General features: G+C 47.9%; 4 protein-coding genes. 1 reads left to right on the top strand and 3 read right to left on the bottom strand.

Annotation, left to right across the window (positions count from 1 at the left end):
• Positions 1-142: 142 nt before the first annotated feature.
• A complete protein-coding gene (locus NSQ57_RS11335; protein ID WP_029514846.1) occupies positions 143-502 on the top strand; it encodes a hypothetical protein in 360 nt (119 codons plus the stop codon).
• A gap of 220 nt (positions 503-722) precedes the next feature.
• On the opposite strand, the gene NSQ57_RS11330 is transcribed toward NSQ57_RS11335, so the two are convergent.
• From NSQ57_RS11330 to NSQ57_RS11320, 3 genes are all read right to left on the bottom strand, one after another.
• A complete protein-coding gene (locus tag NSQ57_RS11330) occupies positions 723-3,779 on the bottom strand; it encodes an endonuclease (protein WP_342426035.1) in 3,057 nt (1,018 codons plus the stop codon).
• 99 nt (positions 3,780-3,878) lie between these two features.
• Entirely contained in the window at positions 3,879-5,780 is a 1,902-nt protein-coding gene (locus NSQ57_RS11325) for a serine hydrolase domain-containing protein (protein ID WP_342426033.1), read from the bottom strand.
• Positions 5,781-6,046: 266 nt separating this feature from the next.
• The gene (locus NSQ57_RS11320) at positions 6,047-17,266 is read right to left on the bottom strand and encodes an amino acid adenylation domain-containing protein (RefSeq protein WP_342426032.1); all 11,220 of its coding nucleotides are present in this window, start codon (positions 17,264-17,266) and stop codon (positions 6,047-6,049) included.
• Positions 17,267-17,381: the final 115 nt, after the last annotated feature.

Below are 17,381 nucleotides of genomic sequence, written 5' to 3'. Positions count from 1 at the left end.
TGATTCTTATAGTAACCAATGCTCTCTTATTCGCATATCGTATGATCATAACGTATTTTGATGAGCACTGTAGTGCCGCTGTCCTTGTCCCGAATTTTCATAAAAACCAGGCAAGAACAGTATATGGCGGGAGGAAGATTCAATGGCTTCCTTAGGAAAGAACGGCAATGGGAATGGCAATGGAAACGGGAATCGTAAATCCAAATCCCCACCTAACGGTCAAAAGAAAAATGGATTAAACAGTAATTCGGCTATCTTTTCCGCGCTTCAAGGAAAAAATGTGGAGGTCCTTGTGGCAGCCCTCCTACTAACAGGAAAACTAAACGTCGATTCGGTGACTTTATACAGACAAGCAACATTGTTTTTAGGACTCACAGGAAAATACAAAACACTAGCATCCACTCCATCCAATGTCGATAATATGGTGAAATTTTTAAATGATAACGGGAATATGACACTGGACCAGGTGATACAAGCCTTTTCACAGAAAATAAATAATTAACAAGTGGCGAAAGGAGACTTATGTGGTGAGTGAGTTTGATGGAGAATATTTTGCAGAGGTTGTCATTATTGTGATTCTAGTTGCCATGTTCTTCTATGGCTCCTCAGATATAGAGGGACTTTCCGCTTCGCCAACCCAATCCTAAAATGATAATTCCCGCTTCGTAAAAAATAAAAAAGCATCTATAGACTCTCACGAGGTCAATAGATGCTCTTACTTTTTAACGGCCCATCATTTCTACTTCATGGCCCTTTACTTCTACACTTATCGTTTGACTAGAAACTTCTCCTGAAGCATTGACTAACTCGGCCCGGTACTCATATGTACCCGGCTTTTGATTTTGGATGCTGGTCACTGCACTTTGGGCCTGCGGACTTTGGCTCAGCAGATCCTGCGCGTCGATCAGCTTTCCGTTTTCATACAAGTTGTATTTCGTCGCATTTGTGCCCCACCACATGTTCATAGCAAGAGTATAGGCACCATCACCATCCCAATTGTCATGAGACAGCACTGGAATGCCAGGAGAAGCATCGGTCACTTCGACAGTTAACGGGTCGCTGGTCGTTTTACCAGAAGCGTTGATCAGTTCTGCAGTATACGTGTAGGTACCGTTGGTCTTACCTGTAACAGGAATGACTGCATGCTGTGCTCCAGGAGAAGCCGCTTGCAACGATTGAGTGCCAATCAGCTTGTCATTTTCGTACAACTTGAGTTCATCACCATTCGTACCCCACCACAGATCCATAGTGATGTTGTAATTGCCATCCTTCAGCCCAGTGTCCTGCCCGTTATCATGCGACAGCACAGGTTTACTCGGCACTTCACCTACACCAGTCTTTTCGACTCTAACAGTTACAGGATTGGATACGACCGTTTTACCATCCAAGGTAACGCTGGCTGTAATCTCCGCGCTCCCCTCTTTTAGGGCCTTAAGTTCTCCATACGTATCCAGCGAAACGGATTCATGACTGCTGACATACTGAACAGAAGCGCGGTTTAAATCTGCTTCGCTGCCATCTGTCAGCGTACCCTTGAGATGTGTCACTGCCGTATCCCCAACGTTGAGGGTCGTTTGATCCAGTGAAAGCTCTACTTCTTGCAACTCTGCACCTGCCTGAGCTGAAAAATCATCCAGTCCACGCGGTTTCAACTGATAATTCCCTTTGAAAATCGCCGAAATTCCTTTTAGCTTCACGTGCTGTCCTTCTTGATATGGAAAAGTTGTCCGTGTTAAGCCTGTACGTGCATCGACACGCACATGGTGACTTACTTCACCTGATACTGCATCAAATTCAAACGAACCTACGGGAGTCGCGTCTATCACATTACGAATCATTGCCGTAGGAAGCTCAACCAACTGTCCTTGGCTCGCATCACTGAGTTGGGTGACTTGTACAGCTTCTGGAAGTTGTCCTTCTCCCGTTTTTTCAATTGCCACTGGATCGGTTAACTCTAGCTCACTATTAAACAGTGCCAAGCTTGCTGTAAGCTTTACTCGATCCCCTTGGTGAAAGCCGCTTTGGTTCTGATATACATAAATACCGCCACTTTCATCCTGCATGTAAAAGGCTTGACCACCAAATACACCTGGTTCTGTCGTCACAACACCCTCTAAGGTCACGACTTTACCAGCCGGGAGACTCCGTGCTTCTGCGACACTGATACGAGCTGGAACCGTATTGCCTTCCTCAGGCAACGGCTGGGCCGGGACATCAGCCAACACGACGGATTGAGTCAGCAGATTGCTGCCGTTTTGCCTTAGTCTAAGATTAGCTGAACCACTGGTTCCCGGCTTGATTCGCACCGTCAAGTCCTTATAGGCATGCCCTTTGCCGTTGGACTCCAGACTAAATGTTCCGCTATAGCCGTAAGAGGTTGGCCAGCTTCCATCCGGATTTTGAATCTGGGCTACTTGATTGCCGCCCTCTATATAAATACCTGTGCTGAATCCGCTAATCGTACTATTGGGAGCCAGTTGGTCGGCAGTAATCCGAATTTGAAAAGGCTGTGCATTGGGCAGCTGCTCTTGACGAACGATGCTGTACACTGGTTGCGCACTGGCTGTAGATCCGCCATAGGACCCTGCTTTGAAGGTTCGCTGATCCCACCATTTGTAGCCAGCTGCGGGAGCGGACCAAGGCTCGGTTTGTGGTTCCGTGGAAGCCTGTGGCTCTTCAAAAGGCAGTAATGCCGTCGGCTGGTCCAGCTGTAAGCTTTTCACTTCCGTCAGGCTGGTATACTCCTCCTTCTTGGACAACCAGTCTACGATATTGACCAGTAACTCGGCGTCATCCTGCTCCTTAAAGCCGTCATACGTTGTCTTCTTGGTTCCTGTCTCTTCGCGCAAATATTTTGTCGTTGCATCTTCGACAGGAGACGAGTCCCCAATGAAAGCAGCTTTGCCTAGTCCTACTTTCGATACAGCTGCATAAGGTCCTTCCGGAATGCCGCCTCCATTATACACGCCCTGATCTACCGCGTTGCCCCAAGCCTGATTGGTTTTAGGAAGATATACGATTCCCTTGGCTTTCGCTGGGTCGATAATTGCGAGTGTTGATCCTGCATGCATTGCCACATTACTCACTCCAGCTGTAATGCCGAACGCCTGTGCTGGCTCGACAATCTGATTGGCCGTGATATCGCCTAATGCATTGTAGCGAAAGCGCACACCAAACTGGCTGCCCAGCCAATCTGAGCTGACTACGCCCTGCATTGCTACCGAGCTTTTTTCTTCCGCACTCATTCCCTTCGCAGGGTCTTCCCATGCACCACGACGATAGCCATTAATGCTCTCCGATCCGTCCCAGCGATTCTTGTTGCGGTCCGCGTTATAATGATCTCCAATGAAAAAAATACTATTGCCTGCTTTTACATACTGCTCCATTGCAGCCTGTTCGCTCTGTTTAAAAGGAATATTCGGCTCTGCTGTAACAAATACATCATAATTCTTTAGATCATTGTAAGTAATGGGCGTAGATTGGCGAAGCTCGTGTACATCATAGCCATTGCTCGCGAGGGCTTGGCCGAAGTCTGAAAATCCACCATCAATCACCCAATCTGCTGCGCCAGCTGTCTGTCCATGAGTATTATCAAACAGCACTTTTTTACCAGCGTTCTCATTGACCACTTTCGCTGCAATGAAGGGGGCTGGGTCCGCCGGACCTTCTGCCCGTACCGGTTGCATGCTGCCCGCAACACCAGCATACAACGATAAAGTGAAAACCATAGCAGTTGCATATTTGAAGCTACGGGATGTAAAACGACGAAAGATTCCCATTCTTTCCCTCCTGTTTGTTGGTTTAAAGCCCTTCTGGGGGGCATCAGATACAAATTTTAGCATTCATTTATGTTCGAATATGCATTGTTTTGTAAATCTTTAGGAATAATGGATAGGAAGGAAATTCCAATAAAAGAGATACACTGTATGCAGCAATGTGAGCACCGCAAATAGGATTTTCCCGGCAGCCCGGGTTCTTCTTTCCCCTGTAATCAGCTTTGCGCCATTCACGATCAATACCCACACGGCAATGAGTGCTGAAATGAGTGGCAGTGTGCAAATTCCCCAGATATACCACGCGGAATAGCCATACACGATCTGATTGTTACCATAGACGACCTGCACTCCGAGAAAAATCGTGTTTAGTGACGCAATGAATGCAAGGTTGGACGAAATGTGATTATTCGTTTTACGGATAGCTTTGATCACATATCTTACGATCCAAATCAGCAAGGTTGTGATGAAAAATAAGGAGGCGGCTGCATAGCTGACAAGCAGAGTCCAGGTGCGGTGCCAAAGTGTCGTTTGCTTCATGGTTTTACTATCCGGGGCAACCATCATCCACGTACCGTTTTCCTGATACAGCAAAATTTTAAGCTGGCCCTCCTTTTCCACAAACAATCCATCGCCTGCTGCTTGAAAAACTTTGTCTGTTGCTTCATTCTCATTTGGGTATTTTCCTTTAACAATTAACGTATGATCATCTTGAATTCGCACGGTGTATGTAATGTTTCCCAGTATTCGAATCCATTTTCCCCACCCATGAACAGGATTAGAATCCACCTGATATACGCCCTCAATCTCTGGCGAAAGCTTCACTTGCGTGGTAGAACGAGCCAGTGACTGAGAAGCGGCCTGCGGATTTGCGGGCAGCATTTGGGCTATCGCATCGATGACTTTTCCATGAAGCAGAGTGTCCGTGTCAGCTGAATTAATGATCACAAAAATACCGATCTTTTGTGACGGAATCAGTACCATTTCGGAAATAAAATCATCAATTTCCCCGGTAGCCCACAGCATAGGTACTCCTGTCTCCAAATGACCACGAAAAAATCCGTAGCCCACGCCATCCAGGCGTGCATCGACTGCAAATTGCTGCGCATGCATCACTTTTACCGTATGTGGCTGGAGCACCACTTTGCCCTCATACTTGCCTTGGTTTAAATGAGTGATCAAGTAATGGGAAAACTCGTTGGGTGTGACGTTCAACGCTCCTGCTCCGGGCAGATTGATATACGACAAAGGCTGTTTCAAATACGCTCCATCCTTCCACTGATACGACTGGGCCTGTGCAGGATGATTTAACGGCAATTCCAGTGTCGCGCTGGGCATATTCATCGGCTGGAACAGATGTGTACGAAGGTAATCATTCAGTCCCTGACCGCTTACTTGCTCCACGATATTACCGATCAGACCGAAGGCGACATTACTGTATTCATACTGAATTCCAGGTTTGCGGATAGGTGGCTGATTTTGAAAATACGTGCTGAGATACTGTTCTGTGGGTAAAACGCCTGCCCGAGTCGAGCTGTTAATGTCGTACAGCGCTTCATCCAATCCTGAGGTATGTGTCAAAAGCTGATGCAAATTGAAAGGCTGATTCTGGTATTGCGTAGCTTTATAGCTGTGGAGATAGTTATTCACGTCTTCATTCAAATCAAGCTTGTTTTGCTCAACCAGCTGCATCGTGGCGCTTGCACTAAATGATTTGGTTAGAGAGCCGACACGAACAATGGTCTTTGCTGGATCGAATGCCATTTTCCGCTCCAGATCTGCATATCCGTAGCCTTTACTAAAAAGAATTTGGTTTCCCTGAGTCACGACGACCGCAGCCCCCGGAATATGCAATTTTTCCAATTTTGTAACCATGATATCGTCCACTTTTTTTTCCAATGAATTAGGTGTTATGCTGTCTATTGCCCATGCCGGAGCAATGAGCAGGTTCCAGAGAAACAACGCTGCTAAAAATGCGGATAGGTAGCAAATGCCTTTATTCTTCATATTGAAGTACCATCCTTACGTATGAAGTTGATTTAATGATTTGAACCGTGCGGTGATTGCATAGCGAGCAGATATTTATACTCCGTATGGAAGCCATCAGCATGGCGCTATGGAATCATCGCACTTCCCATCGCGGGAGTGCACATAATAAAGCGAATCCTGATCGAGTCGTGTAAGCAGAAGGCATCTTACCTGTCGATCAGGATTCATGTGTTACAGATTAAAAAATTAGTGATTCAGTTCTTAAAATCATCAACCGTAGATTTTCAAGATTTATGATGTGCTAAATCTTGTGTCATGTCTTTGTCCGTGTTCCGAGTTATCTTTTGTATTTCGGCACGGATACTTTTTACATTTTTCTCGATAAATCCGGGTTCCAGTAGTTCATAATGATTACCAATCAAGCTATGCTCTTCATAGCTACCTTGTGTAGCATCTTTCCATAAAAGTCGATTATCTCCTGTACCCCTCACCGTTTCCGATCCAACGGCGACAAAGCCGTGAATATTCGCCTGAACGCTCTCTGTATTCACAAGCTGATTGCCATACACCGCATAAGCGATCATTTTACGTTGGTACGTTTCATTCAACAGCTCACGGTAGGAGTCGGGAACCTGTTCCAGCATGTCATGAATTTCATGCTCTGTTTCTTCAGCTGTGAAGGGCAGGGCTTCCGCCCTTTTGACCGAATCGAGCATAAAAATATCGGATACGGTATGACCTTGACGTTCCAGTGTGTCAGCAACCTTATGCGCCAGATTACCACCTATGGAATAACCAAGCAGCACATACGGACCTTGCGCTTGCGTGCTGACGATCAAATCAACGTAACGTGCCAGCATGGCCTGCTCATCCGCAGCATCATCCACGAACTCCAATCCATACACGACTGCGTCCTGATCCAGTTGTTTGGCCAGCTCCGCGAACGACAGCCCGTATCCAAGCATAGGAGGAAAGCAGAAGATAGAGATCGGACCGTGTTCATTCAACCGAATGATTGGACTATCGGCCTTGTATTCCAGATCGGCTTTCAATAATGTGAGCGCCTGCTCTTCTATGGTTGGGAAGTCCATAACACTACGGATGGGGAGCTCAATGTCTGTGGCAAGGTGAACTTTGCGTATAAGCTCCAGTACTTTCAAGGAATGTCCACCCAACGTGAAAAAGTCATCATGGATACCCACTTGTGGAATTTCAAGCACTTCCTGCCAAATGGATGCCAGCAACTGCTCCACATCGGTTCGTGGGGCGACATATTCTATACCCGTGTGCAGCCCTTTGTCCGGCACAGGTAAAGCTTTGCGATCAATTTTGCCGTTTGTCGTCAGCGGAAGCCGATCCAGTTGTACAAATGCGGATGGAATCATATAGCTCGGCAGACTGGCCGACATCGCAGCTCGAATCTCACGGACGGTCAGCTGTTCATCGCCAGTGAAGTAAGCACATAATTGCTGTTGACCCGTTCCATCCCGCAAAGCGATAACGACGCTATCCCGCACGGACGGTACACTTGCCAGCCGCGCCTCCACTTCGCCCAGCTCAATCCGGTAACCGCGAATTTTAACCTGTTGATCAATCCGTCCGGCGTATTCCAATATGCCGTCTTCACGCCAGCGAACAAGATCTCCTGTACAGTACAGGCGATCTCCGTCCACCCACGGGTTAGCAAGAAATCTCTCAGCCGTCAGCTCAGAACGATTTAAATAACCACGTGCAACTCCGTCTCCGCCGACAACCAGCTCACCCCAGGCTCCGACCGGTTGCAGGTTAAATGACGAATCCACAACATACGCCGTCGAATTGCAGATGGGACGTCCGATCGGCACAGAATCCAGCTGTTCTTCCGTAATGTGATACGTCGTCGAAAAGGTTGTATTTTCCGTTGGTCCATAGCCGTTAATGATGTTCATGTCCGGATTATCACGCAGAACCCGGTTAATATGGGGTGCAGACAAAACATCACCACCAACCAGCAAATACTTCACATCGCCGAAAAGTTTACTATCCTGCTGTGAAAGCTGATTAAATAACGGTGTGGTCAGCCACATCATGGTGATGCTATGATCCCGTATCGTCTCTTTAAGCTTGGCCGCGTCCAATAGATCATCCTTATGCACAAGAACAAGCTGACCGCCGTTCAGCAGCGCGCCCCAAATTTCAAACGTAGATACATCAAATACAAACGCGCAAGTCTGCAGCATTCGAGTCGATTCATCAAATGGCACATAATCGGTATTGCGGACGAGGCGCACGACACTTTGATGCTCAACAACGACACCCTTAGGCTTACCTGTTGAGCCTGAGGTATAAATAACATAAGCAGCATGATTACCCACTCCATCTATACCCAGATTGGAAGCATCTGCACTGTAGGACGTATCCTCATTCAGATTAACAATCTGTCCGTCAAAATAGCAACGATCCAGCAAATCTTGTTGAGCCAGCAGCAGTTTGGCTCCCGAGTCCTCCAGCATATAACGGATACGGTCCTCCGGATATTGTGGATCTACCGGCACATACGCGCCACCAGCCTTCAAAATAGCGAGTGTTCCCGTAATCATATCCAGCGAGCGCTCCGTCAAAATGCCAACAGGTTCATCGGGTTTCACCCCTGCATCACGCAGCGTATGCGCTAATCGGTTGGCTGTCTCATTGAGCTCCCGGTAGGTCAATGATTGATGACCCAAAGCGACGGCAATATGATCCGGCGTACGCTCTGCCTGCTCCTCAAACAATTTTTGGATCGTGTGATTGCTTGGATATGCAGAGGCAGTGTTATTAAACTCTCCTGTAATTTGTTGTTTTTCCGCCGCTGTAACCAGTTCCAGCTCTTCTATGCAAACATTCGGGTTAAGCAAAACTTGCTCCAACAGATTCACAAAATGTCCATGCAGACGCTTAATGCCTGTTTGATCATAACTTAACGCATTATACATAAAACGAATCTTGATGCATTCTCCTGGCATAACGACTAAGCTCAGATCATAGTTAGTCTGCTCTGCAGCCACCACGTTGGAAATCGGGAATAGTTCCTGCCCGTCACTTCCCAGTTCTTCGACCTGCTCATCTACCGGATAATTTTCAAATACCATAATATGGTTAATTAAATCCTGTTTCTGATCGGTCAATGCCTGAATCTCAAACAGTGGATACGTATCATACGCATGAGAAGCCAGAGCCTGCTCCTGCGTTTTCTTCATAACTTCTGCAAAAGATTCCCCTGCCTCACTAAGGATGCGAACAGGAATGGTATTAATGAACAAGCCGATAATATCCTCTACCCCGATAATATCCGATGGACGGCCTGAGACGACACTGCCAAATACGACGTCACTGTGGTTGTTATATTTTTGCAGCACAATCCCCCAGACGGTTTGTAATAACGTATTCATGGTCACTTGATATCGCTTAGCCGTCTCCTCCACCCGGAGGGTCAACTCACGTTCCAAAACCGTCACCCAATCACTAGCCGTGTTGCCTCCACTCTTGCGACCGGATTTTACAGCTGGTAATGCTGTTTGCTGCTCATATCCGGATAAATAGCTGCTCCAGTAGTCGGTTGCCGCCTTGCGATCCTGTGCTTCGAGCCATTCAATAAAGCGGCTGTACGGCACTGCGGGTGCTAGCTCTGGTACTCTGCCCTCCTGAAGTGCTGCATAGCTTTCAAACACTTCTTTATTTATAAGGGACAGACACCAGCCGTCCATGACGATATGATGGAAGCTCCATACAAAATGATAGCTGTCTTCTCCGGTACGTAAAATCGCTACACGCAGCAGAACATCCCTACGCAGATCAAAGCCTCGTGCTTTATCTTGTAGCTTGAAATTTTTCACCCGGGTATCTATTTCATCCTTCTCCAGATGGTGTAAATCTTCATATTGAAAGCCGCAATCCTGATTTCGATACACCACCTGCAACGGTTCCGTATCTCTGCCAAAATAAAAATGTGTACGCAGCGCCTCATGTCGCCGAACCAGAATATTCAGGCTTTCTGCAAAAGCCCGAATGTCCATCTGACCTCGCATATCATAAGAAACCTGCTCAAAATACGCGTCATTCGCGGCTGCTTGACTATCTAGCTGGCTGTGAAACAGCATCCCTTTCTGCATCGGGGTCAGTGCATATACATTGTCGATCTCACCTGCAGCACCCATTTCAGATAAGAGGCTGTCCAAGCCCTCCACACTCATTCCTTTATAGGAAATATCACTTGGGGTAAGCTCCGGGTGTTCTTTATGGATGCAATGCACCAAAATTTCGCGCAGGCTCGATTCCAGTAATTTCGCCAATCGCTCGATCGTCTCCGGTCTATAGCTGGTACGGCTATAGCTAATCGTCAGACCCAGTTGACCTCCCGAAATGATGCCACCAAAATCCAGCGTATACGTTCGAGCCATGGTCGGGCTCAGCGGCATCCCACCCTCATATGAGGATGATTGCAAGTCGTTCCCTTTCATATCCTGATCGAACTGTCCCAAATAGTTAAAGCTGATTTCGGGGTCTGTCGTAAATAGGGCTGGAGATGCCTCCGGTGCCTGTGTCTGATGATCGGCTAAGTATTTCAGTACACCGTAGCCAATCCCTTTTTGCGGGATGCCGCGCAGTCCTTCCTTCACCCGCTTAATCCGTTGCGAAAGTGCCAGTTCTTCAGGCATATCGAGCAAAACAGGATATTGGCTTGTAAACCACCCTATCGTCCGGGTAATGTCCACCTCTGGTAAAATGGCTTCACGTCCATGTCCCTCCAGATTAATCAGGAACCGATCATTTCCACTCCATGCTTGCAATGCCATTCCTACCGCCGTTAGCAACAGGTCATTAATTTCTGTACGGTAGGCACGATTGGCCTGTTTGAGCAGCTGCTCTGTCTCTGCGTGTGTCCACAAAGCAGTAACCGATTCACTATCGCCAATCAATGGCTTTTCGTGCTCATTATACCCGTAATCCTGCGGCAAAGGAGTCCGTTCCGCTTGTGCAAGTTTCCCCCAATACGCTTGCTCACGTTCCATAGCTGGGCTGTTGGCATAAGCGTGCAGCTGCTCGGCCCATGTTTGGAACGAATCTGTTTTATGAGGCAGCTGAATCACCTGTTCACCCTTGGAAGCTTGATCATAGGCAGTCGCCAAATCCTCGAATAAAATGCGCCAAGATACCCCGTCCACCGCCAAATGATGAATCACGACCAGCAGATGATCTCCATCCGGGCAACGGAACAGCCCCAGTCTCATCAGCGGACCTTCACTTAGAGAAATACCAGATTGAATTTCATTGCACTTCGCTTCAATTATCTTCGCCAAATCTTGCTGGTTTACATCGCTGTCATTATAATCAAAGCACTCTAGATGGTACGGTTCGCCTTCCTCTACACTGCGGTTCCATGCTGTACATCCGTTCTCCGACAAACTAAAAACCATACGCAGTGCATCATGGTGCGATGTAATCTGATGGAGCGCCCGCCGTAGTGCCTGTTCGTCATAGCCTTCCTGACGATAGAGCATGACAGATTGGTTAAAATAGTGTGGTTCTCCCGTTGGCTGTTCAAAAAACCAGCGCTGAATCGGTGTAAGCACTACATTTCCTGTAACCTCGCCCTGCTCGGCTATTCGGTTAACAGGCTGAATATATGTGCTTAGTCCTGCAATTGTCGGGTATTTGAACAAGTCCTTCATTTCCAGCTTGTATCCAGCCTGAAATAAGCGGGACGATACTTGAATGGCCTTGATGGAGTCACCACCCAAATGGAAAAAGTTATCCTGTATTCCGACTTTCGGGATACCAAGAATGGCTCCCCAAGCTGTAGCCAGTGCCTGTTGGACATCCGTCTCGGGTGCCACATAGTCCATACCTGTATCGAGATTGTGCTCAGGTGCGGGCAGTGCCCTGCGGTCTACTTTGCCATTCAGCGTCAAAGGCAGTCTGGAGAGCTGCACAAAGTAGGACGGCACCATATAGCCAGGCAGATCCTGCGACAAAATGTTACGTAAGTCGCTGGCGCTCAGTTCGCTATCTGTTACAAAATAGGCACATAGCTGTTTTTGTCCGTGATCGTCCTGCCGCACGGTAACAACTGATTCCTTCACACCTGGAATCGTGGACAAACGGGTTTCAATTTCACCCAGTTCAATGCGGTAGCCGCGAATTTTGACCTGTTCATCCATTCTTCCCTTGTACTCCAGTACACCATCAGCACGCCAACGCACTAAGTCCCCTGTACGATAGCAATATTCTCCAGACCGGAATGGACTTTCAATAAATTTTTCCGCCGTAAGCTCGGGCCGATTCAGATATCCACGCCCAACACCATCACCACCGACGATCAGTTCCCCCCAGGCCCCGATAGGTTGCAGCTTCAACGAACGATTGACCACATAGGCGGTCGAGTGATCAATTGGACGTCCAATGGGAATAGCCTGGGTTTGCGGTTCTGTAATGTCATAGATGGTGGAAAAGGTGGTGTTCTCCGTCGGCCCATAAATATTGGCTAGGCGAAGCTGCGAGTACTCCTTCAACACACGATTGACGTGCGGTACAGACAACACATCACCACCCACGAGCAACTCCTTCAAGGACGCAAACACTCCGATTTCTTGCTGCGAATATTGATTGAATAAAGCCGTGGTCATGAACATCGTGTTAACACGATACTTGTCAATTGCCTGTTTGAGCTTGGAGGCATCCAGAATAGTGTCATGACTTACCACATACAGTTGTCCCCCGTTCAGCAGCGTTCCCCAGATTTCAAATGTGGAGGCATCGAACACAACTGCGCCCAATTGCAGCATACGTGTATTTTCATCAAGCGTGGCATAGCTTTTGTTTTTCACTAGGCGCACGACATTACGGTGCTCAATCATCACGCCCTTCGGCTTGCCTGTCGTACCAGAGGTGTAGATCACATACGCAAGATCCGAGGAAGATCCCCCTGTTGTAATCGGAAGTGTTCCATCCGTATGAGCGTCAAATTCAGATTTGGTACTCCATCGTTGTTCATCACTCAAATCGATGACCGGAATGCCTGGTTCAAAAGGCATCTGCTCACGTCGTTGTAACAGTAACAGCCCCGCACCGGAATCCTCCAGTAAATAACGGATACGCTCTTCAGGATAATCAGGATCAATGGGAACGTAAGCCCCTCCGACCTTCAAAATCGCCAGCATACCGACGACCATTTCAATGGAGCGTCCAGCCATAATTGCTACTCGCTGTGTCTCTGGCTCGGACCCGCGCCGTATCCCATGGGAAGCGAGAATGCGTGCCAGACGGTCGGCACGTTCATTCAGCTCACGGTAGGTAAGCTGCATGTCCGCAAAGGTGATGGCCAGCCGATCAGGTGATTGTGCTACCTGTTCCTCGAACAGCACATGCAGTGCTTGATCTCGTGGATACGGATAGTCTGCTACCGTATCATTGAATCTCTGCACAAGCAGCTCTTTTTCTTGGGCCGAAACCATTTCTATAGCCGAAAGAGCGATATCCGGCTGTTGAATAACCGCATTGATAAGCTGCTGCAAATGCTCAGTCAGTCGTTCAATGGTTTCTCGTTTGTACAGCCGAGTTCCGTATTGAAGAGCACAGGAAATTTGATCTCTATCCTCCACTGCGAACAGACTTAAATCAAATTTGGCGGTCGTTTGTTCACTTGGATAGGATGCCAATTGCAGTCCCGCCAGCTGCTGCTCTTTTTGCTCTAGATTCTGCAGTGCAAACATGGTATCAAATAACGGATTACGGCTTAAATCTCGATCCACGCCCAGCTTCTCCACCAGCTCTTCAAACGGATATTCCTGATGTTCAAAAGCCTTTAACGCGTTTTCCTTGACCTCCAACACATAATCGCGGAACGTTTTCCCGCCTTCTGGATAATTACGGATTGCCAGTGTATTCACGAACATCCCGATCAGACTGCCAAGATCCGCATGGGGCCGCCCTGCAATTGGCGAACCGACAATAATATCCTCCTGCCCGCTATAGTGGCTAAGCAAAGCCGAATAGGCAGCCAACAACACCATATATAATGTCGATTCCGTCTGCACCGCAATGCTTTTTAAGCCTTCGCTTTGTCGTTGGTCAAGCGTAAATTCCAGCACATCTCCTTCAAAGCTTCTCACCGCTGGGCGTGGATAATCAGTCGGTAGATCAAGCACTGGTAGCTCTCCTGCGAAGGTATTGAGCCAGTAGTTTTCCTGTTCCCGGTAGCGTTCACTTTGCTGCTGCTTCTGTTGCCAAGCGGCGTAGTCTTTATACTGAATACGTAACGAGGGCAGCGTGTCGCCTGCATATAAATGAATGAAGTCCTGAATTAGTACATTTATAGAGGTGCCGTCCGAAATGATATGATGCATATCCATGAGCAAAATATGATGCTCTGGGTCTGTTTCAATCAAACCAACTCGGAATAACGGAGCCTGCCCCAAATCGAATGGTTGGACAAAGTTACGTACCAGCTCATCCGTTTCCTTTGGGGTAGCTCCGTGAGCATTAGTCAATTCCATGCAAAAAGGAACCTCGTCATGTACTCGCTGGACAGGTTCACCGTTCATGGTCTCAAAACTTGTGCGCAATGTTTCATGACGGTCAATAAGCTGACGGAACGCGCTATCCAGTGCCTTGTGATTAAGTGAACCGGTCAGAGTCAGGACACCAGGTATGTTATAGCTAATTCCCGCTCCATCAAGCTGATTGAGGATATACATCCGTTTTTGAGCCGAAGAGACCGCATAAAATGGCTTATTCTCCGTAACAGGGATGGATTCATAAGTGGTTTGCTCCAGTGCTTCAATAACTTGCGCCAGCTGTTCAATGGTCGGATGCTGGAACAGATCCTTTAGCTGCACATTTCTATGCAATTCTTTATAGATGAGTGATATGACATGTGTCGCCCGCAGGGAATGTCCTCCTGCCTCAAAAAAGTTATCCTTAATGCCAATGCGCTCAAGCTCAAGCACATCTTTCCAGATGCTAGCCAGTTGTGCTTGTAATTGATTTTGAGGAGGTACATATTCTGCGCCTGAGCCTACACCTCCCTCTGGCTGTGGCAACGCTCGGCGATCCACCTTGCCGTTGGGCGTCAGTGGCAATTGCTCTAGCTGTACAAAATACGACGGTACCATGTAGCCCGGCAGCTCCTGACTCAAAGCGCTACGCAGCTCACTTGTCGCTACTTCCGCATGGGTGACCACATATGCGCAGAGCAGCTTTTGCCCCTGTTCATCTTCATGTGCAATTACAACAGCTTCTCGGACTGCCTCCAGCTTCAACAGCTGTGCTTCCACCTCGCCCAGCTCGATCCGGTAGCCCCGGATTTTTACCTGCGCGTCGATCCGTCCCTTATATTCCAGCGTCCCGTCCGCATTCCAACGCACCAGGTCCCCTGTTCGATAGCAGCGTTCGCCACCACGGAACGGGCTGTCAATGAACTTTTCGGTCGTCAGTTCTGGGCGGTTGCGGTATCCGCGAGCCACCCCGTCACCGCCGACAATCAGTTCCCCCCACGCTCCAACAGGCTGGAGCTGCATCGAACCGTCCACGACATATGCCGTCGAGTTATAGATCGGGCTACCAATGGGCACAGATCCCGATTGAACGCCAGTAATGGCTTGTGTGGTAGAAAAAGTCGTATTTTCCGTCGGACCGTAGCCGTTAATAATATGTAGATTCGGATGGGCCTCCAATACCCGATTAATATGCGGTACGGACAGCACATCACCACCGACCAATAGCTCCCGCATCCCCTCAAATAGTTCCAAGTCCTGCTGGGATAGCTGATTAAAGAGTGGTGCGGTCAGCCACATCGTGGTAATGCCGTGATTGCGGACAACTTCCTTGAGCTTGGGCGCGTCCAAAATAACATCCTGACTCACCAGCACCAGCTGTCCACCGTTCAATAGCGCACCCCAAACTTCGAAGGTGGACGCGTCAAAGACAACAGACCCGGTCTGCAAAATGCGTGTGTCGGCATTCAAGCGTGCATAGTTTGTGTTTGTCACCAAACGCACGACATTACGGTGCTCCACCATAACCCCTTTGGGCTGGCCTGTAGTCCCTGAGGTGTACATAATATAGGCCAAGCGACCAGCTGCGCTCGCCTGTGGTTGTTCTTTAGCTGCATAAGTCTGCTGTATTTGTTCTGGTTCTGCTTGTTCTGATTGCGTAGCTTTTGGTTGCATGATTTCTGGTTGTATGGTTGTCGTAGAAGCAAGTTCGGGACTGGCGGAAATGGAGTAGAACGGATCTAGGCAGTCCACGTATCCCGAATCAGTATTCGTCCCGTGCTCATTCGACAAAATGGGATCGTAACGATCAGCATCATCCGTTCCATAAATTGCGGCATCGCTAAGGTCAAGCACCATTCCCTTAAAATCAGTGGGCCGATGTTCCATTCGCTGCACGAGCAGTATGTCCGCACCGGAATCCTTCAGCAAATAGCGTACACGCTCATCCGGGTAATCAGAATCAATGGGTACATACGCTCCACCTGCTTTGAGAATTCCGAGCATACCGACAATCATCTCAATCGAGCGTTCAGCTACAATGCCGACCGTCTGCTCGGTGCGGATTCCCTGCTTACGTAAAGAATGAGCCAGTCGGTTGGCCTTTTCATTCAATTCTGCATAGGTTAGGCTATCTTGCCCATACACTACCGCCACCTGCTGTGGTGTCTGCTTCGCCTGTTTCTCGAACAATTCATGAATAGACGCATGACGTGGATAATCCACATTTGTATCGTTGAAGGTATGGAGCAGCTGCTCTATTTCTTGCTCTGACAGCACTTGTGCTGTGGAAATCGCCAACTCTGGCTGCTGCAAAACAATAGTGTACAGCCGCAGAAGCTGCTCAACAAAATGCTCAATCGTCGTCTCGCTATAACGGTCGCTACTATACTTTACGTTTAGGGAAACCGCTTCATGTTCCCATTGAAACTGGAAATCTAGTTCAGATTGTACGTGATCCAAAAAATCAGAAATATGAATATTTCGCAAGGATACTGTGGTGTGAATAAGAGGCTTTCCATCCTCATCACGTTGAATGTCAAGTAATTCAGAATAGTTCCAAAAAGGAATGTTTTGATGTTCAATAGCTTCGCCGACAGAGGTTTTGATTTGAGACAGCAAGGCTTTGAAGGTTGTGCTGGAATCCAGCGTATTTTTCAATAAAAGTAGATGGTTGATCGGCTTTGTAGCACCGTTGCTAGACTTGGCTACCGGAATGCCCAGCAGCACACGTTCCTCACCTGTGTATTTATGCAATAAGCTCTCTACTCCAGCAAGCAGGACCATAAACACGGCCCATGGAGCGCCACCTGTTATAGATGATATTCTTTGGGAAATTTCAGTTGGAAATGTGAGCGTGTACATATGGGAATTTAAACTCGTTACAGTTGTACTTCTGGACACATGGTTAGTGTATGGTAGGCAGATGGTATGATCCTCAGATTCCAGTTTATGACTCCAGTAATTTTTTTCCTTCTCAAATAAGGCTTTCAATGACATCCCTCCTGCTTCTCGGGGCCTGTTCCCCGGTTGGATGGTGCGTTGTTACGTACATGAGCGTTGTGTCAGAAAAAGAATACTTTGCAGGCAAGGGCAGTCGGACAAGCCG

It is taken from the genome of Paenibacillus sp. FSL L8-0502, from assembly GCF_038593055.1.
Lineage (GTDB): Bacteria > Bacillota > Bacilli > Paenibacillales > Paenibacillaceae > Paenibacillus > Paenibacillus polymyxa_D.
The sequence above is the reverse complement of the archived record's forward strand: the minus strand, read 5'-3'. Positions and strand labels throughout refer to the sequence as shown.